28 protein-coding genes and 2 pseudogenes are annotated in these 26449 nt (G+C 67.5%); 13 read left to right on the top strand and 17 right to left on the bottom strand.

Going from position 1 to position 26449, the window contains the following annotated elements; translation table 11 throughout:
• Positions 1-323 precede the first annotated feature (323 nt).
• Positions 324-1466 carry a DUF7159 family protein gene (locus tag G6N26_RS04220; protein ID WP_179960288.1) on the top strand — a complete coding sequence of 381 codons (1143 nt, stop codon included), beginning with the start codon at positions 324-326 and terminating at the stop codon, positions 1464-1466.
• Between the two features lie 18 nt (positions 1467-1484).
• Here the strand turns inward: G6N26_RS04220 and G6N26_RS04215 are convergent, their stop codons facing one another.
• The 3 genes from G6N26_RS04215 to G6N26_RS04205 are packed head-to-tail and all read right to left on the bottom strand — an operon-like array spanning position 1485 to position 4367.
• Positions 1485-2045 carry a YceI family protein gene (locus G6N26_RS04215; protein WP_067175492.1) on the bottom strand — a complete coding sequence of 187 codons (561 nt, stop codon included), beginning with the start codon at positions 2043-2045 and terminating at the stop codon, positions 1485-1487.
• 12 nt (positions 2046-2057) lie between these two features.
• A complete protein-coding gene (locus G6N26_RS04210) occupies positions 2058-3071 on the bottom strand; it encodes an alcohol dehydrogenase (protein WP_067175489.1) in 1014 nt (337 codons plus the stop codon).
• A 9-nt stretch (positions 3072-3080) separates the two neighbouring features.
• Positions 3081-4367 (bottom strand): cytochrome P450, encoded by a 1287-nt coding sequence (locus tag G6N26_RS04205; RefSeq protein ID WP_083020030.1) that lies wholly within the window; start codon positions 4365-4367, stop codon positions 3081-3083.
• Positions 4368-4611: 244 nt separating this feature from the next.
• Here G6N26_RS04205 and G6N26_RS04200 point away from each other — a divergent pair, with 244 nt between their 5' ends.
• The 3 genes from G6N26_RS04200 (at position 4612) to G6N26_RS04190 (ending at position 5630) form a co-directional block, all read left to right on the top strand.
• Positions 4612-5016, top strand: coding sequence for a hypothetical protein (locus G6N26_RS04200; protein ID WP_067175483.1), 405 nt, complete (start codon positions 4612-4614; stop codon positions 5014-5016).
• A gap of 11 nt (positions 5017-5027) precedes the next feature.
• Complete coding sequence (locus G6N26_RS04195; RefSeq protein WP_067175480.1) at positions 5028-5318, top strand: hypothetical protein; 291 nt, start codon at positions 5028-5030, stop codon at positions 5316-5318.
• Between the two features lie 90 nt (positions 5319-5408).
• Positions 5409-5630 carry an Rv1893 family protein gene (locus G6N26_RS04190; RefSeq protein ID WP_008256834.1) on the top strand — a complete coding sequence of 74 codons (222 nt, stop codon included), beginning with the start codon at positions 5409-5411 and terminating at the stop codon, positions 5628-5630.
• Positions 5631-5659: 29 nt separating this feature from the next.
• On the opposite strand, the gene G6N26_RS04185 is transcribed toward G6N26_RS04190, so the two are convergent.
• Positions 5660-6790, bottom strand: a complete 1131-nt coding sequence (locus G6N26_RS04185; protein ID WP_067175477.1) for a nitronate monooxygenase — start codon at positions 6788-6790, stop codon at positions 5660-5662.
• Positions 6791-7040: 250 nt separating this feature from the next.
• Here G6N26_RS04185 and G6N26_RS04180 point away from each other — a divergent pair, with 250 nt between their 5' ends.
• Both G6N26_RS04180 and G6N26_RS04175 read left to right on the top strand, forming a co-directional pair.
• The gene (locus G6N26_RS04180) at positions 7041-8990 is read left to right on the top strand and encodes a flavin-containing monooxygenase (RefSeq protein WP_083020028.1); all 1950 of its coding nucleotides are present in this window, start codon (positions 7041-7043) and stop codon (positions 8988-8990) included.
• A 10-nt stretch (positions 8991-9000) separates the two neighbouring features.
• Positions 9001-10120 (top strand): annotated as a pseudogene (locus G6N26_RS04175) (alcohol dehydrogenase catalytic domain-containing protein).
• On the opposite strand, the gene G6N26_RS04170 reads toward G6N26_RS04175, so the two are convergent.
• The gene (locus G6N26_RS04170; RefSeq protein ID WP_083020026.1) at positions 10031-10942 is read right to left on the bottom strand and encodes a class I SAM-dependent methyltransferase; all 912 of its coding nucleotides are present in this window, start codon (positions 10940-10942) and stop codon (positions 10031-10033) included. The pseudogene G6N26_RS04175 and the gene G6N26_RS04170 overlap by 90 nt on opposite strands.
• Positions 10943-11005: 63 nt before the next feature.
• On the bottom strand, positions 11006-11437 hold the full coding sequence (dtd, locus tag G6N26_RS04165; protein ID WP_083020024.1) for a D-aminoacyl-tRNA deacylase: 432 nt from the start codon (positions 11435-11437) through the stop codon (positions 11006-11008).
• A gap of 51 nt (positions 11438-11488) precedes the next feature.
• On the opposite strand from dtd, the gene G6N26_RS04160 reads away from it, so the two are divergent.
• Entirely contained in the window at positions 11489-11794 is a 306-nt protein-coding gene (locus G6N26_RS04160) for an MTH1187 family thiamine-binding protein (protein ID WP_083020022.1), read from the top strand.
• Here the strand turns inward: G6N26_RS04160 and G6N26_RS04155 are convergent.
• Positions 11791-12285 (bottom strand): macro domain-containing protein, encoded by a 495-nt coding sequence (locus tag G6N26_RS04155; protein WP_067175462.1) that lies wholly within the window; start codon positions 12283-12285, stop codon positions 11791-11793. The genes G6N26_RS04160 and G6N26_RS04155 overlap by 4 nt on opposite strands.
• A 53-nt stretch (positions 12286-12338) precedes the next feature.
• Between G6N26_RS04155 and G6N26_RS04150 the strand changes: the two genes are divergently transcribed.
• Entirely contained in the window at positions 12339-13625 is a 1287-nt protein-coding gene (locus G6N26_RS04150) for a competence/damage-inducible protein A (RefSeq protein WP_462931607.1), read from the top strand.
• On the opposite strand, the gene G6N26_RS04145 is transcribed toward G6N26_RS04150, so the two are convergent.
• Positions 13626-14825 (bottom strand): MFS transporter, encoded by a 1200-nt coding sequence (locus tag G6N26_RS04145; protein ID WP_232067567.1) that lies wholly within the window; start codon positions 14823-14825, stop codon positions 13626-13628.
• Positions 14826-14979: 154 nt separating this feature from the next.
• Here G6N26_RS04145 and G6N26_RS04140 point away from each other — a divergent pair, with 154 nt between their 5' ends.
• Positions 14980-16044: an amidohydrolase family protein gene (locus tag G6N26_RS04140; protein WP_083020016.1), complete on the top strand. Its 1065-nt coding sequence runs from the start codon at positions 14980-14982 to the stop codon at positions 16042-16044.
• A 17-nt stretch (positions 16045-16061) separates the two neighbouring features.
• Here G6N26_RS04140 and G6N26_RS04135 read toward each other — a convergent pair whose 3' ends face one another.
• Positions 16062-17453 (bottom strand): HNH endonuclease signature motif containing protein, encoded by a 1392-nt coding sequence (locus tag G6N26_RS04135; protein ID WP_163648717.1) that lies wholly within the window; start codon positions 17451-17453, stop codon positions 16062-16064.
• 215 nt (positions 17454-17668) lie between these two features.
• Between G6N26_RS04135 and G6N26_RS04130 the strand changes: the two genes are divergently transcribed.
• On the top strand, positions 17669-18058 hold the full coding sequence (locus tag G6N26_RS04130; RefSeq protein WP_067169558.1) for a phage holin family protein: 390 nt from the start codon (positions 17669-17671) through the stop codon (positions 18056-18058).
• A 2-nt stretch (positions 18059-18060) separates the two neighbouring features.
• Here G6N26_RS04130 and G6N26_RS04125 read toward each other — a convergent pair whose 3' ends face one another.
• Together G6N26_RS04125 and G6N26_RS26405 are read right to left on the bottom strand one after the other, a co-directional pair.
• On the bottom strand, positions 18061-19023 hold the full coding sequence (locus G6N26_RS04125) for an FAD-dependent oxidoreductase (protein WP_083017245.1): 963 nt from the start codon (positions 19021-19023) through the stop codon (positions 18061-18063).
• 235 nt (positions 19024-19258) lie between these two features.
• A pseudogene (locus G6N26_RS26405) lies at positions 19259-19693 on the bottom strand (hypothetical protein); the annotation flags it as partial.
• Between G6N26_RS26405 and G6N26_RS26495 the strand changes: the two are divergent.
• A complete protein-coding gene (locus G6N26_RS26495) occupies positions 19609-19836 on the top strand; it encodes a hypothetical protein (RefSeq protein WP_232067637.1) in 228 nt (75 codons plus the stop codon). The pseudogene G6N26_RS26405 and the gene G6N26_RS26495 overlap by 85 nt on opposite strands.
• A gap of 84 nt (positions 19837-19920) precedes the next feature.
• Here the strand turns inward: G6N26_RS26495 and G6N26_RS04115 are convergent, their stop codons facing one another.
• The 4 genes from G6N26_RS04115 to G6N26_RS04100 form a co-directional block, all read right to left on the bottom strand.
• Complete coding sequence (locus G6N26_RS04115; protein WP_067169568.1) at positions 19921-20415, bottom strand: SRPBCC family protein; 495 nt, start codon at positions 20413-20415, stop codon at positions 19921-19923.
• Positions 20415-21044 carry a nitroreductase family protein gene (locus G6N26_RS04110; protein WP_067169570.1) on the bottom strand — a complete coding sequence of 210 codons (630 nt, stop codon included), beginning with the start codon at positions 21042-21044 and terminating at the stop codon, positions 20415-20417. Before G6N26_RS04110 ends, G6N26_RS04115 begins: the two co-directional genes overlap by 1 nt.
• 78 nt (positions 21045-21122) lie before the next feature.
• A complete protein-coding gene (locus tag G6N26_RS04105) occupies positions 21123-22094 on the bottom strand; it encodes an NAD(P)H-dependent flavin oxidoreductase (protein ID WP_169925517.1) in 972 nt (323 codons plus the stop codon).
• A gap of 80 nt (positions 22095-22174) precedes the next feature.
• Complete coding sequence (locus G6N26_RS04100; RefSeq protein ID WP_067169576.1) at positions 22175-22774, bottom strand: TetR/AcrR family transcriptional regulator; 600 nt, start codon at positions 22772-22774, stop codon at positions 22175-22177.
• Between the two features lie 104 nt (positions 22775-22878).
• On the opposite strand from G6N26_RS04100, the gene G6N26_RS04095 reads away from it, so the two are divergent.
• Entirely contained in the window at positions 22879-24447 is a 1569-nt protein-coding gene (locus tag G6N26_RS04095) for a phytoene desaturase family protein (RefSeq protein WP_083017238.1), read from the top strand.
• Between the two features lie 10 nt (positions 24448-24457).
• On the opposite strand, the gene G6N26_RS04090 is transcribed toward G6N26_RS04095, so the two are convergent.
• Positions 24458-25060, bottom strand: a complete 603-nt coding sequence (locus G6N26_RS04090) for a YbhB/YbcL family Raf kinase inhibitor-like protein (protein WP_067169579.1) — start codon at positions 25058-25060, stop codon at positions 24458-24460.
• A gap of 62 nt (positions 25061-25122) precedes the next feature.
• Positions 25123-25569 (bottom strand): SRPBCC family protein, encoded by a 447-nt coding sequence (locus tag G6N26_RS04085; RefSeq protein WP_067169944.1) that lies wholly within the window; start codon positions 25567-25569, stop codon positions 25123-25125.
• Positions 25570-25654: 85 nt separating this feature from the next.
• Between G6N26_RS04085 and G6N26_RS04080 the strand changes: the two genes are divergently transcribed.
• Complete coding sequence (locus G6N26_RS04080; RefSeq protein WP_083017236.1) at positions 25655-26374, top strand: MBL fold metallo-hydrolase; 720 nt, start codon at positions 25655-25657, stop codon at positions 26372-26374.
• The last annotated feature ends 75 nt before the right edge of the window (positions 26375-26449 follow it).

Here is a 26449-nt window from a genome sequence, read left to right as displayed (position 1 = left end):
TGGACGCCGGGGACGCGCGTCGCGCCGTCGACCATTCGACTCCGCCGTCGGCGCATCGCGACAACGGAATTGTGTGCATATCCGATGAGACGGTGCGGCGTCCTGTTCAGATCAACCCCAAAGGGGATCACCGGCGTGTCGCGAGGCGATGTGGACCGGGGCGGCCGGGCTTGCGCGGACCGCGTAGGCTCTGTCGAAGCAAGCCGATGAGGACCACGCTATCCCGGGTCTGTTCCGGCTCTCACGAACCTCCGCACCAGCGGTTTCACGGTGCGCGTCGGTGTGTCTGGGAGCCGAGGCGCGGGACCGATTGGGGCATAGATTTGGACACGGTACTTGGCCTGTCAGTGACGCCGACCGCCGTTGGGTGGGTCCTCGCTGAAGGACACGGCGCGGACGGCACCATCCTGGATCACCAGGAGTTGGCGCTGCGCGCCGGCCGGGGTGTCCATGCCGTGAGTACCGCCGAGCAAGTCCTCAACGAGGTGTTGCGGGTCGACACGGCGGCGGCCGCGAGCGATCACCGCCTGCGCGTCATTGGGGTGACCTGGAACGACGACGCATCCGCTCAGGCGGCGCTGGTGCTGGAGGCGTTGACCGACGCGGGTTTCGACAACGTCGTGCCGATCCGGTTCCTCGAGGCCGTCGAGACCCTGGCGCAGGCCATCGCACCCGTCATCGGTTACGAACAGACCGCCGTCTGCATTCTCGACAATGACGTCACCACCGTCGTCATGGTGGACACCCAGGACGGGGAGACCCAGACGGCGACCAAGCACGTGCGCGGCGGCCTCGACGGCTTGACCCGCTGGCTGACCGGCATGTTCGACCGCAGCGGATGGCAGCCGGGCGGGGTCGTCGTCGTGGGCGCACACCGCGACATCGACGGCTTCTCCTGGCAACTCGAAAAAGCCTTGCCGGTACCGGTTTTCGTGCAATCGATGGCCCAGGTGACCATCGCGCGGGGCGCGGCGCTGTCCGCGGCCCGCAGCACCGAGTTCACCGACGATCAGCTGGTGGCCCACCACAGCGAACCCGCTTCCACAGCCCCCGCACGGCAGCGGCACCTGCCCTACGCCGGAGCCCTCACCGCGTTGGCGGCCGGTGCGATCACCTTCGTCGGCTCTGTGTCGCTTGCGGTGGGAATCCACGTGGGTCCGGCCAGCGCGCCCGCGGCCAAGCACGCCACCCATCCGCCCACGCCCCAGGCCGCCGAGGCAGCCAGGGCCGTCGCGCCGCTTCCGGCGGCCCCGCCGGTCAAGCGCCCCGCCCCGCATGCCAAGCCGCCCGCCGGCGAACCCGCTGCCGGGCCTGCCGTTCCCGAAGAGCAACCGGTCGCGGACGGCGACCGGCTGCCGGATCCCGGCAACGGGCAGCCCTACTTGACCCGAGTGCTCGAGCACATCCCCGGTGACGCGGGCGACGCCGCCGATTCGGCGCCGCGCGCGGCCGAGCCGCAGCCCTGATTCTCCCGAGCGGGCAACTCACCCGTCCTTGGCGTGCACCGCGGTAAAGGTCAAGGACACCTCGTCGGCGACCTGGACCGAGCCCATCAGCAGCGAGTAGGGCTTGATGCCGTAATCGGTTTGACGGACGGTGGTTTCACCGGACATGCGCCACGCGTCTCCGAGATCTTCCGTGCGCAGGTCGATGACGTGGTCGCGCGAGGTGCCCAGGATTTCGAGCGCGCCGGCGAGCCGGTACCCGTCACCGGTCGGCTCGATGACTTCCGCATTGAAGCGAATCTCAGGGAACTTGTTGGCGCGCAACGACTTCAAGGCGTTGGATCGGACCTGTGCTTTCTCGATCGTGGACAGCCCTTTGACACCACCCTGGCCGCTTTGCACGTCGAACGAATCGACGTCGACCGCGAGTTCCGCGCTGACGGGCCGCGTACCCGCCCAGCTCACGGTGGCACGCCACCGCGCCATCGCGATGGTGAGGCGGTGGCCCATGCGTGCCGCCCGGCCGGCAACACCGGTGTGGAGCAACAGTTCACCGTCGGGCGGGCCGATCGTCCACGTCACGTCCTTCTCAGAAGTCACGGAACGACGGTGTCACATGGTCAACACGGTGCGGTAGTGCGCTTGCCCCCGCTCCAACGCCGCATAACCCTCGGCCGCCTGCGCCAGCGGCAACTCCTCGATCCACGCCCGCACGCCGGACAGGACGGCGAAATGCATGGTGTCCTCGACATCTTTGGCCGTCCCGGACGGATGGCCGACGATGCTGATTCCGGGGGTTATCAGCTGTACGGGACTGATCGGCAGCGGCTCGGGCGTGACGCCGATGGTGACGAGTTCGCCCTGGGGGACGATGCCGCCGACCGTTGCGGCCATCGCCTTCGAATTGCCCGCGGTGGCCAGGACGACCGTCGCGCCGCCCAAGTCCTTCAGCGCTTCGGCGGGATCGTTGGCCGTGGAATCGATGTAGTGGTGGGCACCGAGTTTGCGTGCGTCATCGGCCTTGCCGGTGCCGCGGTTGATCGCGATGGTCTCGAAGCCCATCGCCCGGGCGAATTGCACGCCGAGGTGCCCTAGCCCGCCGACGCCGAGTATCGCCACCCGATCGCCGGGCAGCGCCTTGGTGTGACGTAGGGCGTTGTAGGTGGTGACGCCGGCGCAACCCATAGGGGCGGCTTCGGCGTCGGAGAGCTCGGCCGGTATCCGGGCCAGGGCGCTCACCGGCACGGTCACCGACTCCGCGTACCCGCCGGGATACTGCCAGCTGGGCACCTTCCCGTTCTCGCAGTGAATGAAGAGGCCCTTGCGGCATTGATCGCAATGCAGGCAGCACCCGCCGAACCAGCCGACCGCGACGCGATCACCGACCGCGAAATCCTCGACACCGTCGCCGACTTCGGCGATTTTGCCCGCGATCTCGTGTCCGGGGGTCAGGGGCCATGAGATGCCCGGGAACCCACCGTTGACGAAGTGCGCGTCGGTGCCGCAGATGCCGCACGCGGCGACCGCCAGCCGTACCTCGCCGCGACCGGGTGATGGGGTTTCGACGTCGGCCAGCTCTAAGGGGCCGCCTGCGGTCTGGATCCGGACGGCTTGATGTGTGGGCATCGGCTTAGCTTAGTGCGCGGCAGGGGATTTCGTCGCGCTGTCGGTGTGGTAGTCCACCTGCCAGTGCTTGATCCCGTTGAGCCAGCCCGACCGGAGTCGTTCGGGCTTGCCGATGGATTCGAGGTTGGGGATGCCGTCGGCGATCGCGTTGAACATCAGGTCGATGGTCATGCGCGCCAGGTTCGCCCCGATGCAGTAGTGGGCGCCGGTTCCGCCGAACCCGACGTGCGGGTTGGGATCGCGCAGGATGTTGAACGTGAACGGATCGTCGAAGACGTCCTCGTCGAAATTGGCTGAGCGGTAGACCATTACGACGCGCTGACCCTTTTTGATCTGCACGCCGGACAGTTCGTAGTCCTCGAGCGCGGTGCGCTGGAACGACGTGACCGGGGTGGCCCATCGGACGATCTCGTCGGCCGCGGTGCCGGGACGCTCCTTCTTGAACAGCTCCCACTGGTCGGGAAAGTCGGTGAAGGCCATCATGCCCTGGGTGATGGAGTTGCGGGTGGTCTCGTTTCCGGCCACCGCCAACAGGATCACGAAAAAGCCGAATTCGTCGTCGGAAAGCTTGTGCCCGTCGATGTCGGCCTGGACCAGCTTGGTGACAAGGTCTTCGCCCGGATTCGCCGTCCGGTCGGCGGCCATCTGCATGCCGTACATGATGAGTTCGACCGAGGCGGTGATGGCGTCGTTGTTGGCGAATTCGGGGTCCTGGTCGCCGACCATCTCGTTGGACCAGTGGAACAGCTTCTTGCGTTCCTCCTGCGGCACGCCCATCAGCCCGGCGATGGCCTGCAGCGGCAGCTCGCACGACACCTGTTCGACGAAGTCGCCGCGCCCCTCGGCGGCCGCTTCCTCAACGATGTGGCGGGCACGCTCGGCGAGGTCTGAACTCAGGCGCTCGATGGCCCGGGGGGTGAAGGCCCGCGAAATGATCTTGCGCAGCCGGGTGTGCTGCGGCGCGTCCATGTTGAGCAGGACGAACTTGCCGCGCTCCACCTGCTCGCCGACCGTGCCGTCCTTGTAGCGGGGCAGCGCGGTCTTCTCCAGGCTGGAGAACACGTCACTGCGCAGCGAGACCTCTTTGACGTCCTTGTGCTTGGACACCACCCAGAAGCCACCGTCGTCGAAGCCGCCCGCCCCGATCGGCTGCTCGTTCCACCAGATCGGCGCCGTCCGGCGCAGCTCGGCCAGTTCTTCGACCGGCAAGCGCTCGGCGTGGATGTCCGGATCGGTGAAGTCAAAGCCGGGAGGCAGGTTGGGGACCGGCTTGGTGCTGGGCTCGACGGTTGACATGGCGCACTCCTCGATACGAAGTCGTCTAGGCGTCCTTGTGCAAGGAAACCATTGCCGGACCACGGTTGGGAAGCATTGACACAAGATCGCCGGGGCCAAATTGGAACGTGTTCCGCACGTGCGCATTTTCCGCCGCGGCGGCCGCCACCAGGGATCGCGGCCGCGCGCCGAAACCGTCTTGTGGCCGGCGGACCGACCGATATGCTTTGGTGCAGGTCACCGGCGACGACAGGCGGGGTGGAACATGATTCGGGAATTGGTGAGCGCCGCATCGATAGCGGGCATCACGATCGGCATGGCGCCGTGCGCGGCCGCCGACCCGCATTACGACGGCGACGTCCCGGGCATGAATTACCAAGCTTCGCTGGGCGCCCCGTGCGACAACTACGAGCGCTTCATCTTCGGGCGCGGGCCCAGTGGCCAGGCCGAGGCCTGTCATTTCCCGCCACCGAACCAGTTCCCGGCGGCCACCATCGGGTATTGGGTGGCGTCTTACCCGCTGTATGGGGTCCAGCAGACCGGCGCGAAATGCCCCGGCTCGCAGGCGGCGGCGCAGACTCCGGACGGGCTTCCCATGTTGTGCCTGGGAGACCAGGGGTGGCAGCCCGGATGGTTTACCGGGGCAGGATTTTTCCCGCCCTCCGACTGATCGGAACGACGATGAACCGTGGTGAGCCCGGCGCGTCTCCCGTGCCCCGCTGGCTACGTTTCGTCCTGGCTTCGGATCGCGCCGGGTCGGCGTGGTACATCGGCACCGGTTTCTTTTTCGCGCCGGTCCTGGCCGTGTTCTCGCCGTGGCCGACGGTCACCGCCGTGTTGTGGGGCATCATCGCGGTGACCGGGCTGTGGCTGGGGTTGCTGGGCATCGCGATGGCCGTCGGGCTGGCCCGAATACTGCGGTCCGGGGCCGAAATTCCCGAAGACTACTGGCGCACCCTGGTCCATTACTGACGGCCCATTACGGGCCCAAGGCCGCCGAGAAATGGTCTCGATTCCCGTCTAGAGTTCAGGGCAACGAACCTGCGACAAAGGAGACTCGAGATGGCCTTCAATCCCAAGGATGCGGTCGACGCGGCGAGGGACATCGCGACCAACGCCGTCGAGAAAGCCTCCGACATCGTCGAGCACGCCAGCGACATCATCCGGGGCGACCTCGCCGGCGGTGCCAGCGGAATCGTTCAGAACTCCATCGATATCGGCACGTACGCGCTGGACCGGACGAAGGAAGTCTTCACCGGCCGGCAGGACGTCGACGACGTCTAGCCACCCGCCGGCCAGGCACGCCGCCGCCGTCAGACGGAGGCGGCCTCGTTGAGCTCGTCCAGCCTGTTGGTCGCCTCCAGGTACTCCTGCACCCAGCGCTCGATGACCGTCGACGTCTTCTCCACCTTGGTGAACTGGCCGACGACCTGTCCGACCGGGTTGAACGCGACGTCGACGGATTCGTTCGGGTACCTGTTCGTGGCGCGAACCGCCATGCCGGACACCATGTACTGCAACGGCATTCCGAGGGGCTTCGGGTTGTCCGGGGCCTCCCACGCCTCGGTCCAGTCGTTGCGCAGCATGCGGGCCGGCTTGCCGGTGAACGACCGGCTGCGGACCGTGTCGCGGCTGCCGGCCTTGACGTAGGCCTCCTGCTGGACCGGGGTGTTCGAGGATTCCTCGACCATCAACCACTGCGATCCGGTCCACGCGCCCTGCGCGCCCAGCGCCAGCGCGGCCGCGATCTGCTCGCCGCTGCCGATGCCGCCGGCGGCCAGCACCGGAACCGGGGCGACCTCCTTGACGACCTGCGGCCACAGCACGATCGAGCCCACCTCGCCGCAGTGGCCGCCGGCCTCGCCACCCTGGGCGATGATGATGTCGACGCCCGCGTCGGCGTGCTTGCGGGCCTGCGAGGGGGAGCCGCACAGTGCGGCGACCTTGAGCCCTGCATCGTGGATGTGCTTGATCATGTCGGCGGGCGGGGTGCCCAGCGCGTTGGCGATCATCTTCACCTTCGGGTGCTTGAGCGCCACCTCGACCTGGGGCGTGGCGGTCGCCTCGGTCCAGCCGAGGAGCTGCAGGCTGTCGCCGTCGCTGTCCTCGACCGGCACACCGTGGTCGGCGAGGATCTTCTTCCCGAAGTCAAGGTGCTCCTGGGGCACCATCTTGCGCAGCGTGTCCGCCAGTTCCTCCGCGGACAGGTGCGAGTCCATGCCCTCGTACTTGTTCGGGATGACGATGTCGACGCCATAGGGGTGGTCGCCGATGTTCTCGTCGATCCAGTTGAGCTCGATCTCGAGCTGCTCGGGCGTGAAGCCGACGGCCCCGAGCACGCCGAACCCCCCGGCCTTGCTGACCGCCACGACGACGTCGCGGCAGTGGGTGAAGGCGAAGATCGGGAACTCGATGCCGAGTTCGTCGCAAATAGGGGTGTGCATTACAACTCCTGGGATGCTCGCCGAATTGGAACGTGTTCTAGTTTAGTACGGAGCTCACTGACGTGGCCAGCGGGTCCTGAACTGCGCCCCGTCACTACGACTCGTCGCCGGGACCGCGTTGCGATGCGGTTCGTCCGCCACCGCCTCCAATCCCTTGATCCTGCGCCGAGCGACCGGGTAGCGTAGTGCTGCCAATTACGAAACTGTGCGTAGCGTAATTGGCTTCCACACCATCGAGAGGATCGGCTTGATGCGCAGCCGCTACGCCGGCGATCCCTTCACCACGCCGACGACCGAGATCGCCACCGCCCTCGAGGATGTCAGCATCCCGACGCTGTTGCTCTCGCTCGTCCACATCACCGGCGACCCCCGATTCATCCGCGACTACAAGCAGATGGGCGTCTTCCTCAACGAGGTCCAGGGGTTCATGTCGGAGGAGGACAAGGCGCGGGCCCGGGCCGAGGCGCTGACGGTGATCACCGAGTACCGGGATCGCGGCTGCCCCGAACCGGCGCCGCTGAGCGGCGAGCTCATCAGGGAAATGATGGACTGGGCGGCGTGTGAGCACGTTCCCGATGACTATCTGTCGTTGGTCGCCGAAGAGCTGGACCTCGAGGGCGCCGACCCCCGCCGCCCGGCCGCCTTGCCGGCCGAGCGGGCATCGCAGCTGCCGGTGCTCGTCGTCGGGTGCGGCGAATCCGGCATCCTGGCCGGCGTGCGCCTCCAGCAGGCCAACATCCCGTTCACCATCGTCGAGAAGAACGCCGGGCCCGGCGGAACCTGGTGGGAGAACAGCTATCCCGGCGCCCGGGTGGACGTGGCGAACCATTTCTATTGCTACAGCTTCGAACCCAACAACGACTGGACCCACTTCTTCGCCGAGCAATACGAGCTGCGGGACTACTTCACCAAGGTCATCGACGCACACGACTTGGCCGACCGGATACGTTGGCAGACCGAGGTTCTCGCGGCCGCATGGGACGACGCCGAGGGCGCCTGGGACGTTTCGCTGCGATCGGCCAACGGCCACACCACCACCCTGCGCGCACGCGCGCTCATCACCGCGGTGGGTCAGCTCAACCGGCCCAGCATTCCCGAATTCGCCGGGGCGCAGACGTTCCGGGGTCCGTCGTTCCACTCGGCGGCCTGGGATCACTCGGTCGATCTGACGGGCAAGCGGGTCGCGCTCGTCGGCGCCGGGGCCAGCGGCTTCCAGATCGCGCCGGCCATCGCCGAGGACGTCGAGCACCTGACGGTGTTCCAGCGGACAGCGCAGTGGATGTTCCCGAACCCGATGTACCACGAGGAGGTCGGCGACGGCGTGCGCTGGGCGATGCGCCACCTGCCGTTCTACGGCAGGTGGTACCGGTTCCTGGTGCTGTGGCCCGGCTCGGACAAGGGCCTCGACGCCGCCGAGGGCGACCCGAACTACGCCGATCAGGACCACGCCGTCAGCGACATCAATGCCGGCGCGCACATGATGTTCTCCCAGTGGATCACCAGCCAGGTCGGCGAGGACTCGCCGTTGCTGGCCAAGGTGATGCCGGACTATCCGGCCTGCGGCAAGCGCACCCTGCAGGACAACGGCAGCTGGTTGCGAACGCTGCAGCGCGACAACGTCGAACTGGTGCGCACAGCCATCGAGCGGATCACACCGCAGGGCATCGTCACCGTGGACGGCATCGCGCACGACGTCGATGTCATCGTTTATGCCACCGGGTTCCGGCACACCGATGTGTTGTGGCCGCTGAAGATCACCGGTCGCAACGGCGTCGACCTGCACGAGCTGTGGGGGAGCAGGCCATATGCCTACCTCGGGATCACCGTCCCGGAGTTCCCGAACTTCTTCATCGTCTACGGGCCCGGAACCCACCTCGCCCACGGGGGCAGCCTGATCTTCCAGTCCGAACTGCAGATGCGCTACATCGACCAGTGCCTGGCTCGCCTGGCCGAGCCCGACGTGCATTCCGTCGAGCCGAAGCCCGACGCCGCCACGGACTGGCACCGACGGACACAGATCCAGATCAAGAAGATGGTGTGGTCACACCCGGCGGTCAAGCACTCGTATTTCAAGAACGCCGACGGCGAGATTCACACCGTCAGCCCGTGGCGTCTCAACGAGTACTGGTCGGCGGTGCGCGAACCCGACTGGTCGCAATTCGTTGTTCGCCGCAAAGAACAAGCGCGACAAGGAGAGTGAGCACACCGATATGCACACGGTAGTCGTCGATGGGCCCCGCAGCATCCGGGTTGACACCCGCCCCGACCCGGTGCTCCCGGGTCCCGACGCAGCGATCGTCGAGGTGACCGCCGCCGGAATCTGCGGCTCGGATCTGCACTTCTACGAGGCCGACTTCCCGATGCCCGACCCCATCGCCCTCGGCCACGAAGCCGTCGGCACGGTCGTGGACGCCGGGCCGCAGGTGCGCAACGTCAAGGTCGGCGATCAGGTCATGGTGTCGTCGGTCGCCGGCTGCGGGACCTGTGCGGGGTGCGCCACCCGCGATCCGGTCATGTGCCACTCCGGGTTTCAGATTTTCGGTGGCGGCGTGCTCGGCGGCGCTCAGGCCGATCTGCTCGCGGTGCCCGCCGCCGATTTTCAGCTGCTGAAGATGCCCGAGGGCATCAGCACCGAGCAGGCGCTGCTGCTCACCGACAATCTCGCCACCGGCTGGGCCGCGGCGCAGCGCGCCGACATTCCGTTCGGCGGGACCGTGGCGGTGATCGGCCTCGGAGCAGTCGGCCTGTGCTCGTTGCGCAGCGCGCTTTTTCAGGGCGCGGCAAACGTTTTCGCGGTTGACCAAGTCGACGGCCGGTTGCAGCGCGCCGCCGCGTGGGGCGCGACTCCCGTCAAAGCACCGGCGCTGCAGGAAATACTGGCCGCCACCGGCGGCCGCGGCGTCGACGCGGTGATCGACGCCGTCGCCACCGACGCATCGCTGACCGAGGCGCTCAACACCGTCCGGCCGGGCGGCACCGTCTCGGTCGTCGGTGTGCACGATATGAATCCGTTTCCGCTCAACGCCCTGGGCTGCCTGATCCGCAGCATCACGCTGCGCATGACCACGGCGCCGGTGCAGCGAACCTGGCCCGAATTGATCCCGCTGCTGCAGTCCGGCCGCCTCGATGTCGACGGCATCTTCACCACGACAATGCCTTTAGACGACGCGGCCAGGGGCTACGCGACCGCGGAATCGCGGTCCGGCGACGATGTGAAGATCCTGCTGAAGCCTTAAGACATCACCGGGTCGCCGTGATGTATTGGGACCGCATGAACTTGTCGATCTTGACGTCGACCTCCGGCGGGGTCATCCCGTAGCCGGCTTGTAAGTCGAGCGTGTTGCGGACGGGTTCGACCGCCCAGCCGTGGGCGGTCAGCCATTCCGCGGGGTCGGACTGCGGTTCGTACGTCAGGGCCGAAAAGTCGACGTTGCCCGACACGTTAACCCCGGGGTGATTCGCCTCCAGGGCCTGGAGTTGGTCGTGGTCCAGCCGCGAGCCCAACGCACCGATGGCGATCCGGCTGCCCGGCGCGCTGAGCCCGCTGATCCGGGTGAACAGGGCGTGTTGTGCCTCGTCGGTCAGGTAGGGCAACAACCCCTCGACAGACCAGGCGGTCGGGCTCTCGACGTCGAACCCGGCAGCCTCCAACGGCCGCGACCAGTCGGTGCGCAGATCGGCGGCGACCTCGATCCGCTGCGCCTTCGGCGTTGCCCCCTGCTGACTGAGCACACGCGACTTGAATTCGAGAACCTTCGGCAGATCGAGCTCGAAAACCCTTGTGCTGTCCGGCCATTCGATGCGGAAGGCCCGCGAATCCAGCCCGGCGGCGACGATCACCGCCTGCCGGATGCCCGCCTGGCCGGAGGCAACGAAGAAGTCGTCGAAAAATCGGGTCTGCACGCCATACAGCCGCGGGAAGGCCATCTCGTCCTCGGTGCTGCCCGGGTTGGCCAGCACCCCCGCCAGGTACGGGTCGCGCGAGGCGGCGATGAAGACTTGCGCATACTCGTCGCGCACCAACGGCTGCGGGCTGACGGCGTGCAGGGCGCGCCATCCCGCCACGAGCAGCGCGGTGTAGCCGACGCTGCTGACGATGTCCCAGGTGTCCTCGTCGGAGCGCAGCGATCCGAATTCAGGTGCCGTGCCCACGGTCGCCCTCCCGTCACGTCGGCCATGAATGGTCAGCTTTTCCCAACGTACCTGCGGGCGGCGTCAGAGTTCGAGAAGCACCGTGACCGGGCCGTCGTTCACCAACTCGACCTGCATGTCCGCGCCGAACTCTCCGGTCTGCACCTCGGCGCCCAACCCTCGCAGCGCTGCGGCGAACTCGGCCACCAGCGGCTCGGCCACCGCCCCGGGAGCGGCCGCATTCCACGAAGGCCGGCGGCCCTTGGCGGTGTCGGCGTACAGGGTGAACTGGCTGATGACCAGGATGGGCGCGCGGGTGTCGGCCGCGCACCGTTCCTCGGCGAGAATCCTGAGGTTCCAGAGCTTCTCGGCGAGCCGACGCGCGGTGTCGCGATCGTCGGTGTGGGTGATGCCGACGAATGCCAACAGCCCCTGGCCATCCGGTCGGATCGCGCCCACCACCGCGCCGTCGACCGACACCGTCGCCGACGAGACCCGTTGCACCAACACCCGCATGGGCCTCGATGGTGCCAGACCCGCCGCGACGAGGTGGGTACGCTCGACAGGGTGTCCGTGCTCGTCGCGTTTTCGGTCACCCCGATGGGGGTCGGCGAGGGTGTCGGCGAGATCGTCGCCGAGGCCGTCCGGGTGGTTCGCGAATCCGGCCTGCCCAACAAGACCGATGCGATGTTCACGGTGATCGAGGGCGACACGTGGGACGAAGTCATGGCGGTGGTGCAGCGCGCCGTCGAGGCCGTGGCCGCCCGTGCGCCTCGGGTCAGCACGGTGATCAAGGCCGACTGGCGAACCGGGGCCAGCGACGCCATGACGCGCAAGGTCGCCTCGGTCGAGCGCTACCTCTCCGAGAGCTAGCTCCGCACCGCTGCCCGAAACGCTTCCTGCGCCGCGTCGCCGTGCACGGCGAACACCACCTTGCGCAACGAGCCCGGTTGGTGCCGCCGCACCCTGTCGACCATCAGCCGGGCCGCCTCGTCGAGCGGGAAACCGCCGACACCGGTTCCGAAGGCCACCAGCGCCAGCGTGCGGCAACCGAGTTCGTCGGCCTTGCGCAAGGTCGAAGCCGTGGCGGCCCCGATGATCTCGGCCGACGTCGGGCCCCCGAGTTCCATGGTCGCCGCGTGGATGACGTACCGCGCCGGCATGTCACCCGCCGTGGTCTCTATCGCTTCGCCGAGCGCAATCGGCGCCTTCACGGTCGATTCGCGCTGCACCTCGGGCCCGCCCGCGCGCGAGATGGCCGCGGCGACGCCGCCGCCGTGCCGCAGCTGCGTGTTGGCGGCGTTGGCGATCGCGTCGACCTCGAGCGTGGTCACGTCGGCCTGAAGCACCTCTAACTCGATCATCGGCTCCAAGTCTCCCAAAACCGTCGCTGAAGTCCATGCGTAGGCTCATGCCGGTGAGCGCACGCGCAGGCATCGTTGTCACCGGAACCGAGGTCCTCACCGGACGCGTCCAAGACGCCAACGGCCCCTGGATCGCCGATCGCCTCCTGGAGCTGGGCGTCGAACTGGCGCACATCACGATCTGCGGCGACCGCCCCGCCGACATCGAAGCGCAGCTTCGGTTCCTCGCCGATCAGGGCGTCGACCTGATCGTCACCAGCGGCGGCCTGGGGCCCACGGCCGACGACATGACCGTCGAGGTGGTCTCGCGCTTCTGCGGACGCGAGCTGGTGTTGGACGCCGAGGTCGAAGAAAAGATCGCGAACATCCTCAAGAAGCTGATGGGGCGCAACCCCGCGTTCCAATCCGCCTTGGATCCCGGCACTTTCGAGTCGCTGCGGGCCGCCAACCGCAAACAGGCCATGGTCCCGGCCGGCGCGCAGGTGCTCGACCCGGTCGGCACCGCACCCGGCGTCGTGGTGCCCGGCAAACCGACGGTGATCGTGCTCCCGGGGCCGCCGCGCGAGCTGCAGCCGATGTGGCACACGGCCATCCAGACACCGGCGGCGCAGGACGCGATCGTCGGCCGCACCATCTATCGGCAGGAGATGCTGCGGATGTTCGGACTGCCCGAATCGGGGCTGGCCGAGACCCTGCGCGACGCCGAAAAAGCCGTGCCCGGCTTCGACCGGCTCGAGATCACCACCTGCCTGCGGCGCGGGGAGATCGAAATGGTCACCCGCTACGAGCCGGACGCCGCCGACTCGTACGCGCAACTGACCAAGCTGCTGCGCGAGCGGCACGGGCATCAGCTCTACTCCGAGGACGGCTCGCGTGTCGACGATCTGGTTGCGCAGCTTCTCGCCGGGCACCGGATCGCGACCGCGGAGTCGTGCACCGCGGGACTGCTGGCGGCGCGGCTGACCGACCGGCCCGGATCGTCAAATTATGTGGCCGGCGGGGTGGTGTCGTACTCCAACGAGGCCAAAGCGGAGTTGCTCGGCGTCGATCCGGCGCTGATCGAAGCGCATGGTGCGGTGTCCGAGCCGGTGGCCGAGGCCATGGCCGCTGGCGCGCTGCAGCGCTTCGGCGCCGACACCGCAGTCGCGATCACCGGGATCGCCGGGCCGGGCGGGGGCACCGAAGAAAAGCCGGTGGGGACGGTCTGCTTCAGCGTGCAGGCCGCCGGCCGGACCGATACCCGCACCCTGCGCCTTCCCGGCAACCGGTCCGATATCCGGGAACGCTCGACGACGGTGGCCATGCACCTGCTGCGGCGCCTGCTGGGCGACGCGAATTAGCTATTGCGCCACTTCCGTTGCGAGGAAAGCACTTTCCGTCGTGCCGAAGCGGATTCCCGTCGCGTCCTTCCCGATCAGCGTCAGGACCACGACCGCGGCCAGTACCGGCACGATGGTCGCAGCCAACGCGAACGGGTAGCCGTGGGATTCGGCGAGACGTTCCTGGATCGGCAAATTGAACGCCGCCAACAGGTTTCCGAGTTGGTAGGTCACCCCGGGGTAGAGGCCGCGGATGGCGTCCGGTGACATCTCGGTGAGGTGGGCGGGAATGACGCCCCAGGCGCCCTGAACGAAGAGCTGCATCAAAAACGAACCCAGGCACAGCATGGCAGCGCTGCGTGAGTATGCGAACAGCGGCACGATCGGCAGCGCCAAAATCGCACAGAAGACGACCGTGTAACGCCGACTCAATCGTTGCGACAACGTTCCGAAGACGAGGCCTCCAATGATGGCGCCGACGTTGTAGACCACCACGATCCACTTGACCGTCGCGCTGGACAGGTCGGCGCCCTGATTGGTGTGGGCGCCCAGGAAGGTGGGGTAAACGTCCTGCGTGCCGTGGCTCATCCAGTTGAACGCTGTCATCAGCAGCGCCAGGTAGATGAAGCGCCGGATGATCGCGCCGTTGCGCAGCACGTCGCGGATTCTGGTGCTGGTGAGCTTCGTCCGGTCTTGCGCGGCCTCCCACACCTCGGATTCCTCGACCCGGTAGCGAATGATCAAACTGATCAGGGCGGGGACGATGCTCAGGCCGAACAACCAGCGCCACGACAGTCCGAGCCAATCCATCACCACCAGCGAGGCGACGCTCGCCAGCAGGTAGCCGAACGCGTAGCCCTCTTGCAGCAGCCCGGAGAAGAATCCGCGTCGCTCGACTGGAACCTTCTCCATGGCAAGCGCGGCGCCGAGTCCCCATTCACCGCCCATGCCGATGCCGTAGAGCAGGCGCAAAATCACCAGCACGGTGAAGTTGGGCGCAAACGCGCACAAAAAGCCGACGACGGAATAGAACATGACGTCGACCATCAGCGGCAGCCGCCGGCCGACGCGGTCGGCCCACAGCCCGAACAGCAACGCGCCGACCGGGCGCATGATCAGGGTGGCCGTGGTGACGAACGCGACCTCGGCCTTGCTGTGGTGGAACGTCTTTGCGATGTCGGCGTAGACGAGAACCACGATGAAGTAGTCGAAGGCGTCCATCGTCCAGCCCAGCAAGGCGGCGACGAAGGAGTTTCGCTGATCGGCGGTCAACTTCTGTCGAGGACGGTGTGTGGTCACGTCAGCATCGTGGCCTACCGAGCGCGCCCGCGCGACCTGTTTCGCCGCGCACCGTGCCGGAGTAAGTTTCGGAGACATGCGGATCATCGACGCCGACGGCCATGTCGCCGAAAATTCTTCACTGGCAGTCGAAGCGATCAAGCGCTGGCCGGACCACGTCAGGCCCAGCACACGCGGGCTCGGGTTGACGCTCGAAGGCCGCAACTACCCGGAGGACCGCGGACCCGGTGCGGGGTGTCCGCCCGAACACGGGATCAGCAAGGCACCCGATATCAACTGCCGGTCGGCCGAAGGCGTGCTGGGTGACGCCGACCGCGATCACATCGACACGATGGTGCTCTATCCCAGCCTGGGCCTGTGCGCGCCGAGTCTCGAGGATCCCGAATTCGCCGCCGGATTCGCCCGGCTCTACAACGAGTGGATCGCCGAGTACTGCGTGGCCTCGGGCGGACGACTCCGAGGCGTCGCGGTGACTCCGATCGAGCATGGCCGACTGGCGATCGACGTCATGACCGAAGCCAAAGACCTTGGGCTGGTGGCGACTTTGGTGCCGCCCGCGCTCAAGTCGCGCAACCTCGACCATCCCGACCTCGATGCGTTCTATGCCGCCGCCGTCGAGCTGCAGATGCCGCTGGGCGTGCATGGCGCCCCCGGCGTCCATCTGCCCAAGATCGGCGTGGACCGTTTCACGAATTACATTCAGGTGCACTGCATCAGCTTTCCGTTCGACCAAATGACCGCGATGACCGCGATGGTCTCCGGCGGCGTGTTCGAGCGCCACCCGGAGTTGCGGGTGGCCTTCCTCGAGGCGGGCGCGGGCTGGGTTCCGTTCTTTATCGACCGGCTGCACGAGCATTACGAGAAGCGCGGCGACTGGGTGGAGCATGGCTGGCGTCGCGATCCGCACGACTATCTGGCCGCGGGCAACATCTGGGTGACGTGTGAACCGGAGGAACCGATTCTGCCTGGCGTGATCGATGTGCTCGGCGCCGATTTCATCATGTTCGCCAGCGACTACCCGCACTGGGACGGCGAGTGGCCGGAAAGCACCAAGCACCTTCGCACCCGCGCCGACATCAGCGAGGAGGCCCGGGAGAAGATCGGCGGGCGCAACGCGCAACGTTTCTACAACCTGAACTAGCGGCGACCTACGAAGTGTCATGCGGCCCCGTGATTGTCGGCTTCGTCGTCGTCGTCGGCGCGCAGGAGTTTTTCGGGGTGGTGGTAGGTGTTGGTGTGGGGTTGGCCGCGGTCGAGGTGGGGTGGTGGGATCCATTCGGTTTCGCCTTTGGCGTTTTTGCGGGTGCTCCAGCCGCCGGGTTGGAGCATGCGGTGATGGGGGCCGCAGGCGAAGGTGAGGTCGTTGATGTCGGTGGTGTGGCACTTGCTGTAGTCGGTGACGTGGTGGACTTCGCAGTAGTAGCCCTTGGTGCCGCAGCCCGGTGCCGTGCAGCCACGGGCCATGGCGTACAACACGATTCGCTGCCCGGGTGAGGCCAGCCGTTTGGTGTGATACAGGGCCAGGGCCTTGCCTTTGTCGAAGATCGCCAGGTAGTGGTTGGCGTGGCGGCCCAGGCGGATCACATCACTCATCGGCAAAATCGTGCCCCCACCGGTCAAGCCGCGCCCGGCGGCGGCCTGCAGTTCGGCCAATGTGGTGGTGACGATGATGGAGGCCGGTAACCCGTTGTGCTGGCCCAACTTCCCGGAGGCCAACAGCGCGCGCAGCGCGGCCAGCAGGGCGTCGTGGCCGCGTTGGGCGCGCGAGCGGGTGTCGGCATCGATGGCGGCTTGGCTGGGCGTGCCATCCACACAGGGGGTCTGGTCGCCGGGGTTGCACATGCCCGGGGCACCCAGTTTGGCCTCCACGGCTTCCAGGGTGGCGCGCAGTTCTGGCGAAATCAGGCCCCGCAACGGCGACATGCCGTCAGCTTGTTGGTTACCCAGGATCAGGCCGCGCTGGCGGGACCGGTCCTCATCGGTGAAGATGCCATCGGGATTGAGGCAGTCTTGCAGGGTGTGGGCCAGGCCGTCGAGTTCGTCGGGCCGGTGATAGGCGGCGTGACCGGCCAGGTCGGCTTCGACGCGTTGGCGGGTGGCCTGGTCGATCCAGCCGGGCAGGCGGTGGTGAAAGCGGCGGATCACCACGACGTGGCCGGCGCCGAGTTCGCCGCGGCGTTGGGCGGCGGCGGTGGCGGCCAGGACCGGCGGTAAGGGTTCACCGGTCAGGCCATGGCGTTGACCTAGATCGGCGGCCTCTTGGATGCGCCGGCGGGCCTCGTTGGGGCTGATCCGCGTCCGGTCGGCGATCGCCTGATCCAGCTTTCCGCCGAGTTCTTCGATGCTGGCTTGGCGGGCAAGGTGATTGATCAACTGATGCTCGGGGACGGGCAGGCGCCGGCGCACGCGTTCGCAGCGCTCCAACAGCGCCAGACACTCTCGGGGGGCCAACGCATCAAAGCACAACGCCCCGACGCCATCGAGCGCGGCATCCAGGGCAGCAAAGGCCGCGCTGATCGCGTCGCGATCGATGATGCCGCCCGAACTCATAGGAGCGAAACTATCGAGGCCCACCGACAAAAGCCCCCGCATTGTGACCACTGAAACCACCGTGACACAAGAGATTTCGCTATCCGTTTCCGATATCCGTAATCATGCGCGAGTGAAACGCGAGCACCGGCGAGCGAAGCCGGGCGCCCCGTCAGAAACTAAGCCGCGCCGATTTAGTTACTTTTCCGGCCGCCCGGGTGGCAGGATTTACGGGCATGGGCCCATTTTTGGTGCGCGCCGCACTGACCGGTTTTGCGTTGTGGATCGTCACCCTGTTCGTGCACGGCCTGAACTTCGTGGGCGGCAGCACGAGGCTGGAGCGCCTCGGCATCATCTTCGTCGTCGCCGTGATCTTCGGTCTGGTCAACGCATTCATCAAGCCGATCGTGCAGATCTTGTCGATCCCGCTCTACATCCTGACGCTCGGCTTGTTCCACGTCGTCATCAACGCGCTGATGCTCTGGATCACCGCGTGGATTACCGAGCACACCACCCACTGGGGGCTGCAGATCGACCACTTTTGGTGGACCGCCATTTGGGCGGCGATCGTCTTGTCGATCGTCAGTTGGTTGCTGTCCTTGATCATTCGCCGCACCGGCGCCTGAAATCAGCGGCCGCCGACCAGGCTCAGCACGTCTTGCGCGCAGCCCCAGGACAGGGTGACGCCGTTGCTGCTGTGACCGTAATTGTGGATGCAGCGCGCCCGCCCCAGGGCCTCGGCTTCCACGCGGACCGACGGACGGTCGGGGCGCAGGCCGGTGATCACCTCGATCACGTCGGCCTCGTTGAGCCGTGGCTCGATTCGTCGGCAGCGCCGCAGGATGCGTTGGGTCACCTCGGGTTCCGCAGTCGTGTCCCAGCGACCGGGGATGCTGATTCCGCCGCACACCACCCGGTGTGGATGCGGAAAGTAGCACGTCCACTCGGGGCCTTCGTTGAGTTCCAGAAACAGTTGCCGCAGACCGGGGTTGGTGAGCACCACGTGCTGACCGAAGAGCGGCCGCACAGTGTGGTCGCCGATGAGCGTGTCCGCGCCCAAGCCGGTGCAGTTGACGACGATCTCGGCTGCGTCGGCGGCCTCGGCCAGGGATCGGACGGGACGTTCTTCGATCTCGCAGCCGGCGGCCGCGAGCCGCCGGGTCAGGTAGTCGAGATAGTGCGGCATGTCGATCATCGGCACGGTGGCGCGAAACCCGGTTTTGAAACCCGCCGGGACGTCGGCCGGGTCGGCCGGTCGCAGGTCGGGGATCAGCGAAGCCGCCGACGACATCGCCTCGGCGGCGGTCAGTTCGCCGACAGCCAGCGCGGGCGCCAGCAACACACCCGAATCGGGATCCCGGGCTAGATCGCGGAACACCTGCAGCGAGTGCTCGGTCCACCGCAGCGTCTCGCCCGCGCGTTCCGCGGGGCGTGGGGGAGCCCAGACGGCGCCCGCCACCGCCGAGGTCGTCTGCGTCGGCATCGTGTCCGCCCATACCCGCACCGGCCAGCCCGCCTCGGCCAGGCAGATGGCCGACGTCAATCCGCTGACGCCGGCGCCGACCACGACGACCTGCTGCGTACTGGCCACGGCGTGGCGGGCCGATCTAGGAATGCGCGGCTTGCGGGGCTACCGGGGTCGCGGGCGCGGCCGCCGGCGCCTGCGGGGCTACCGGGGTCGCGGGCGCGGCCGCCGGCGCCTGCGGGGCTACCGGGGTCGCGGGCGCGGCCGCCGGCGCCTGCGGGGCGGCCGGGGCAGCGGGCGCGGCCGGAGCAGCGGGCGCGGCCGCGCCGGGTGCAGGTGCCGGTGCTTGCGGAGCGGGCGAGGGTTGTGCGGGGCGCTGCGCGTTCCCGCCCAACAACCCGTTGAGGATGCCGAGCGTGCCCTGCACGCCCGCGGGCGGCGTTTGTGAGGGCGGAACCGCGTCCGGAGTCAGTTGCCAGGGCTGGCAGCCCGACGTCTTGAAGGATTTGTCACCCGGGTCGATCTGAACGACCTGCGCCTTTTTGGTCATGGCGTTGTCGATGAGCGCGCCGTCGGGGTTGCTGGTCCGTTTCCAGTAGCACGTGCCGTTGTCGACGGGGCCGCCGGAGCTGTAGATGCCCGGGGCGATGTCGGTCCCCACGGCGTAGATGCCGTCCTTGTCGATGGTGGTTTTCGGCCCTGGCGGAGCGGGTGCCGGCGGCGCCCCGGGGGACGCTGCGGGCGCCGGTGCCGCCGGAGGGGCTGGTGCTGGTGCTGGTGCTGGTGCCGGTGCCGGTGCCGGCGACGCGGCCGGTGCCGGCGACGCGGCGGGGCCCGGCGCGGGTCCCCGTGTCTCGTCCGGATCGGCGCTGGCAACGACGGTCGACGCGGCCCACCCCGCGGCCATCAAACCCGCGGCAGCCACACGTGCCGCAGTAGCTACTCCACCCATAGAAATCGAGGGTACCGGGGCCAAGTGCCTAATTCATGTCGTTGTGAAATGGGCCGGGCAGCAAAAAACGCCTAGACGAGCCGCCGGACCTTGCCCGCGTGACCAAGCGCGTGTTCGTACGTCGCGAGGTTGTCGCGGGAGATTTTCGCGTATACCGGGCGCTCGAGGAAGAAGCGCAGCACCGGGTTGTAGGCGCGATACGTCTCGTGGAACGTCAGCACGGTGGTTCCGTCGGGCTGCTCCTCGAGCTGGTGATACCCCTCGGCGCGCGACCACAGCGGGGCGCCGACGGCCACGTAACGCGACAGCTTGTTGAGCTCGGCTTCGGTCACGGTTTCCCAGGAACGCGCCCGGCCGCGGGTCAGCAGGTATTTGGGCACTTCGAAGACGCAGGTGCGGACCAGGCCCTCGCCGGCTTCATTGCCCTCGTTGAGGATTTCCATGCTCCCGGTCGGCCACGTGAGAATCCGAGGGCGCGGGGCGTTCGGCGGTGCCGGTGGATGCAGCACCCGCCAGACTTTCCGCGGCGGAGCGTCGATGTGGAATCGCACGGTGTAGGACTGCATCAGCTTTGTTCCCAGCCATCCCAGAAGGTGATGGTCGCCGCCGGTGGCCGGGCGGCCGGTCGGAAGTCGGTGCCGATCGTGTACGCGACGGGAAACAGCGCGGCCTGCGTGACGGTGTCGGGAATGCCGAGCAACTCGGCCACCTCCCGCTCCTTGAACAGATGCATCGTCGTCCAGACCGATCCCAACCCGCGCGAGCGCAAGGCCAGCAGAAAGCTCCAGCCGGCCGGGATGATCGACGCCCACGCCGCTGCGGCGATGCCCGGTTCCGCGGTGTCGATGCGCTGGTTGAGGCAGGGGATGACGTGCACCGGGACCTGCCCCAGCGTTTCGGTCAGGCTCATCGCGCTCCGGTACACCCGCTGCGTCTGCGGATCCGTCGCGTTGTCGGCCGCGTACGCCAGGTACTGGGCACCGATGCTGCGATAGATCTCGGCGATGGCCGCGCGTTTGTCCGGGTCGGTGATCACCAGCCAACGCCAGTCCTGCGTGTTGCTCGCCGTGGGCGCCTGCATCGCCAGCTGGATGCACTCCAGGATCACCTCGCGGCTGACCGGCCGGGTCAGGTCGAGCCGTTTGCGCACCGATCGGGTGGTGCTCAGCAGTTCGTCGACGGTGGCGATGTCCATGGGATCCTTACGTGTCGGCGAATCCTGCCGGGCAAATGCGGTATCGAGCTGAGCAAACCAGACCCTGAGCTCGACTGTCTAGGTCCCGGCGGCGCGGTTGAGGATGCGCGCCGCCTCGGCGACCATGTCGGCGACGATGTCGGCGGCGGGACGGACGTCGCGGACGCGTCCCACGCTTTCACCGGTCAGAATGGCCGCGGTATCGAAATCCTCTGTAGCTACGGACTTTTCGTAGTCGGCGACGGCCTGGGGCAGCTGGGCCGACAGCTCGGCCTCGTGACCGTGCCAGGTGTCGAGGAACGCGTTACCGAGCGCCCGCGCGTCATATCCGGCGGGCCAATCGAGGCGGCGCACAACGTCATAAACGCGGGTGCGCACGGTGTCGTCGCCGCCGGCCGCCACGGCGCGCCGCTGCGCGCGCGGTGACACCAATGCCTCCGGCGATGCCCACAACCTGGTCCCCACGACCGCGCCGTCAGCGCCCAGCGCCAGCGCGGCCGCCAACCCACGACCATCGCCGACGCCGCCGGCGGCCGCCACCAACGTGCCGGGCGAGCGCTCGGCCACGAGATCGACCACGTCGGGCACCAACGTGAAGGTCGCCCGCCCGCGCATTCCGTGGCCGCCCGCTTCGCTGCCCTGCGCCACGATGACCTCCGCGCCGGCATCCACGGCCCGGCGCGCCTGGTCGAGGTTTTGCACCTGGGCGGTGAGCGGGACGCCGGCCGCGTGGATGCGATCGGCAAACGGCCGTAAGTCACCGAAGGACAACATGATCGTCGCCGGCTGTCGGTCCAGCGCGAGGTCGAGCACATGCGGGTTGCGGGCCAGGCTCCAAGTGATGAACCCGCACCCGATCCGGGCGCCGTTGGCGCGGTCGAATTCGCGCTGCACCCATTCGGCATCGCCATAGCCGCCGCCAAGCAGTCCCAGGCCGCCAGCTCTGGTCACTGCCGCCGCCAGCCGGCCCCCGGAGACCAGGGCCATCGGCGCGAGCAGGACGGGGTGCTCGATATCGAAGAACTCCGTCAGACGCGTGGGCAATGGCATGGTGTTACTCACTTCGGGTGGGAACGCGGGTCGGGCAGCTACTGCAACCGAGGTTAGGGCCGCGAAAATCCCTCGATTGTTCAGGCAAGCCGCGCCAGGCCGGTGCGCACCAGATCAAGGCTTGCGGCGACGTCGGCGCCGAGGTCGCCCGCGCAACCGTTGCGGCCCCAATTCTCCACCGCCGCAACGAGCGCCGAGGCCAGCGCGGAGCCGGCGACCTCGGCGGCCAGGTCGATGTCCGCCACCTCCGGATTGCGCTTCCGGACGAAGTCGGTGAGCACGCCGGCGAATGAGGACTGCACCACCCGTAGGTGACCGGCGATCCGCTCGGCGCTGATCAACTCCGTGCGCGCGGTGGCCGCCTGGCGAACCACTTCGAGGTCGTGTGGGAATGCGGCGACGCTCGCCAGCACCGCATCGAACAACGACTCCGACGGCGGGCGTTGCGCGAGCGCCTCGGCCAGCCATTCCAGCTGCGTCTCGTAGTCCTGGAACAGGACGGCTTCCTTGGTGGGGAAGTGGCGGAAGAAGGTGCGCTCGGTGACGCCGGCCTCGCGCGCCAGCTCGGTGACGGTGACATTCGCAAAACCCTTGCGGGCGAAGCTCTTCAACGCCGCGCGGCGAAGCGCCTCATGCGTCGATCGTCGTCGTTGTTCATGACGGTTGCCCGGGGCGCTCATCTCAGGGAGATCGTAGCCCAGCCGAAGTGGTCAACACTGACATCTTCCCATTATGTCAGTACTGACATATTCTGCATTCGGGTAACCCGATGGAGGCGAGGAGCATGAGCACAACGGATTACGACGCGATCGTGGTGGGGGCCGGGCATAACGGGCTGACCGCGGCAGCCATCCTGCAACGCGCGGGCCTGCGCACGGTCTGCCTGGAAGCCAACACCTATGCGGGGGGCATGGCGGCGACGGTCGAATTGATCGACGGCTTCCGATACGAGATCGCCGGTTCGGTGCAGTTCCCCATGGCAAGCCAGCTCACCAAAGACCTTGGCCTCGACACGCTCCCGGCGGTGGAGCCCGAGGTGATGTCGATCAACATCGGCGAACGCGGCGAAGAGCCGATGATCTTCTATCGCGACCCGATGCAACTGATGACGCACCTGGGCGAGAAGCACGGCATCGAGGCCGTCACCGGCATGGCCGAATTGATCGGCTGGAGCCAGGTCCCGGCGAAGGCGCTCGGTCGCTTCGATGTCCGCCAACCGCCCAAGACCCTCGACGAAATGTACGCATGCGCGACCAACGACGCCGAACGCCGGGCCATCCACGACATGCTCTTCGGCTCGGCCATGGACGTGATCGACCGCTATCTGCCCGACCGGGAAAAGCACGCGGTCATGCGCGGGATGCTGGCATTTCTGGCCGTCAACTCGACCTACCGTGGCCCGTATACGCCAGGCAGCGCAACATGTTTGGCGTTCGCGCTGGCGGTCCCCGACGGCAGCACCGCGATGATGACTAAGCTCAAGGGCGGCATCGGCGCGCTCACCGAGCACCTGCGTGAGCTGTTCGTCTCCCATGGCGGCGAGATCCGCTTCCGCACCAAGGCCGAGGAGATTTTGGTCGACAAGCAGAAGGTGACCGGCGTGCGGCTGCGCGACGGGTCGACCATCTCGGCGCCGATCGTGGTGTCCAACCTGTCACCCGACGTCACCCTCACCGAGCTCATCGCACCCGAACACGTTCCCGCCGAGCTTGTCTCGCGCGTATCCGACCGCGACCACCGCGCCTCGTTCGTGCAGATCCACTTCGCCCTCGACGGGCTGCCCGAATTCGCCCCGCCGTACGAGTTCCTCAATGACGACGGTATGCAACAGTCGATCGGCATCTTCGGATCGCCCGAATCCCAACAGCTGCACTGGGAAAACTGCCGGCGGGGTATCGTCCCGGACAATCCGTCGATGGGCATGCAGATCCCGTCGGTGCACGACCCCGGCATGGCGCCGCCGGGCAAGCACGCGGCGAGCGCGTTCGCCTATGCGTTTCCGGTCGAGGTCGATCGCGGGCAGCACGGGCACCTCAAAAACGAGATGGCCCAACGGGTTATCGAAAAGATCACCAGACTCGCACCGAACTTCAAGGACATCGTCATACGCCACATCACGTTCGCGCCCTACCACATGAACACGATGTTCGGTGCACCCGACGGCGACTTCTGCCACGGGCTGTTGCACCCAGACCTGATGGGCCCCAACCGGCCCGGCCCCAAGGGCTTCCTCGACTTGCCCATCCCGATCGACGGCCTCTACCTCGGTGGCGCGGGCTGCCATGGCGGACCGGGCATCACCTTCACTCCCGGGTACAACGCCGGCTATCAGGCGCTCGAGGACGCGACCTGACGGGGACGGATTAGCCGCCGAACGCCCCGACGAGCTGCGCCTGCGCGGTCGCGGCGCCGGCGATCGCCTGCGCGGCCTGCACTCCCGCGAGGCCGCCGGGCAGTTGGTAGTCATTGGGAAGCTGATAGAGCGTGAACCGGTAACGATGTGTGCCGGTTCCGGCCGGGGGACAGGGACCCTGATACGCCGACTGGCCCGCCGTGTTCGGCAGGGTGATGGCGCCCGCCGGAGTCTGACCTTCCGCCGTGCTGCCGGGACCGGGGGCGATCCCGATCACCACCCAGTGCACGTACAACCCGGCCGGGGCGTCGGGGTCGTCGAGGACCAGCGCCGCGCCCAGCGGCGCCGACCACACCAACGGCGGGGCGACGCCGGCGCCCTTGCAGGTGTACTGCACCGGAATCGGGGCACCATCGGCAAACGCCGGGCTGCTGATCGTCAACGGCCCGCCGGCGGGCGCGTTGGGCGCCGTCTTTCCGAGCGTCGTGACCTTCGGCGCCGGAGACGACGTCGGCTGGCTGTCACCGTCTGCGCCGCAGCCGACCAGCGCCCCCAGCAGCGTCGCCGCGCCCAGCAGCGCCGCAATCCGGCGAACCACGTGCCTCGCGTCCATGAAAACAGTCTGACCCGCGCCCGCGCGCTGCGAAAGCACAAGTTTTCCGGCGACGACCGCGGCTACTTACCACGCTTCTCTACTTCGAGCACCCGCTTGCGCAATCCCTCGGTGGCCGTGTCCATCAGGCTTTTGGCGCCTTTTTTGACCAGGAATCCGGGAACGGGCGCCACCAGGTCGACGGTGAGGTCGAAGCGGACCCGGGTGGAGTCCCCGTCGGGTGTCAACGTGTACCGGCCCTCCTGAGCGCGTTGCTGTTTGGAGCTGATCAGGGTCCAGCCGACGCCGTCGTCGTGCACGGTGTAGGCGAGTTCCTGTTCGTCGCTGACGCCGACGAGTTTGACCACCTGCCTGGATCTGGTCGGGTGGTTCTGCTCGTCCCGCTCGAGCACCTCGACCTTCTTGTGCGCCGACGACCATTCGGTCAGCGACTCGAGGTCGAACAACACATCCAGAATTTCGTCCGGCGTCGCCTCGATGACGACCTCGCGGGAATCGGTGATAGCCATCTCGGGGAGATAGCCGGTGCGGTGACGCTCGAAACCGGCCGCCTCGGCGCCCGGAAGCAAGCCCCCGGGGGTTACCTTCCCGGGTATGCATTTCGCGTGGGAGACGCTGGCCGCCGGGGTGCATCGTTGCCGGCTCCCGTTCTGCGACGTCACGATCGGCCTGGTACGCGGCCGCACCGGAACGCTGCTCGTCGACACGGGCACCACGTTGACCGAGGCGGCCGCTATCGACGCCGACGTCCGTCAGCTCGCCGAGCGACCGGTGAGCCATATCGTCTTGACGCACAAGCACTTCGACCATGTCCTGGGCTCCTCGCTGTTCGGCCGGGCGGAGATCTATTGCGCGCCCGAGGTGGTCGGGTACCTCGCGTCGGCGACCGAGCAGATCCGCGCCGAGGCGCTGCGGTACGGCGCCGGCGCAGCCGAGGTGGACGCGGCGATCGCCGCCTTGCGGCCTCCCCGCCGCGGTGTCTACGACGCGTCGGTCGCGCTGGGGGATCGCGCGGTGGCGATCACGCACCTCGGGCGCGGCCACACCACTTCCGACCTGGTGGTGATCGCCCCAGCAGCCAATGCCGGCGAGAGGGTGGTGGTGTTCACCGGTGACCTGGTTGAGGAGTCCGCCGACCCCGCGATCGACGCCGACTCCGACGTGGCGGCCTGGCCGGCGACCCTCGAGCGGCTGCTCGAGGTGGGTGGCCCCGACGCCCTCTACGTCCCGGGCCACGGCAAAGTCGTCGACGCCGCGTTCGTCGGTCGTCAGCGGGACTGGCTGGCCCGGCGCGCGGCGGTCAGTGATGGGTGACGCCTCGAAATATTTTGTGCCCCAGCGTATTCAGATCACCTTCGCCTGAGTCCTTCGACTCCTGATTGAACTGCC

Origin of the sequence: Mycobacterium marseillense (genome assembly GCF_010731675.1) — a bacterium.
Lineage (GTDB): Bacteria > Actinomycetota > Actinomycetes > Mycobacteriales > Mycobacteriaceae > Mycobacterium > Mycobacterium marseillense.
Note: the sequence above shows the minus strand (reverse complement) of the source record. Positions and strands in the feature narration are given on the sequence as shown.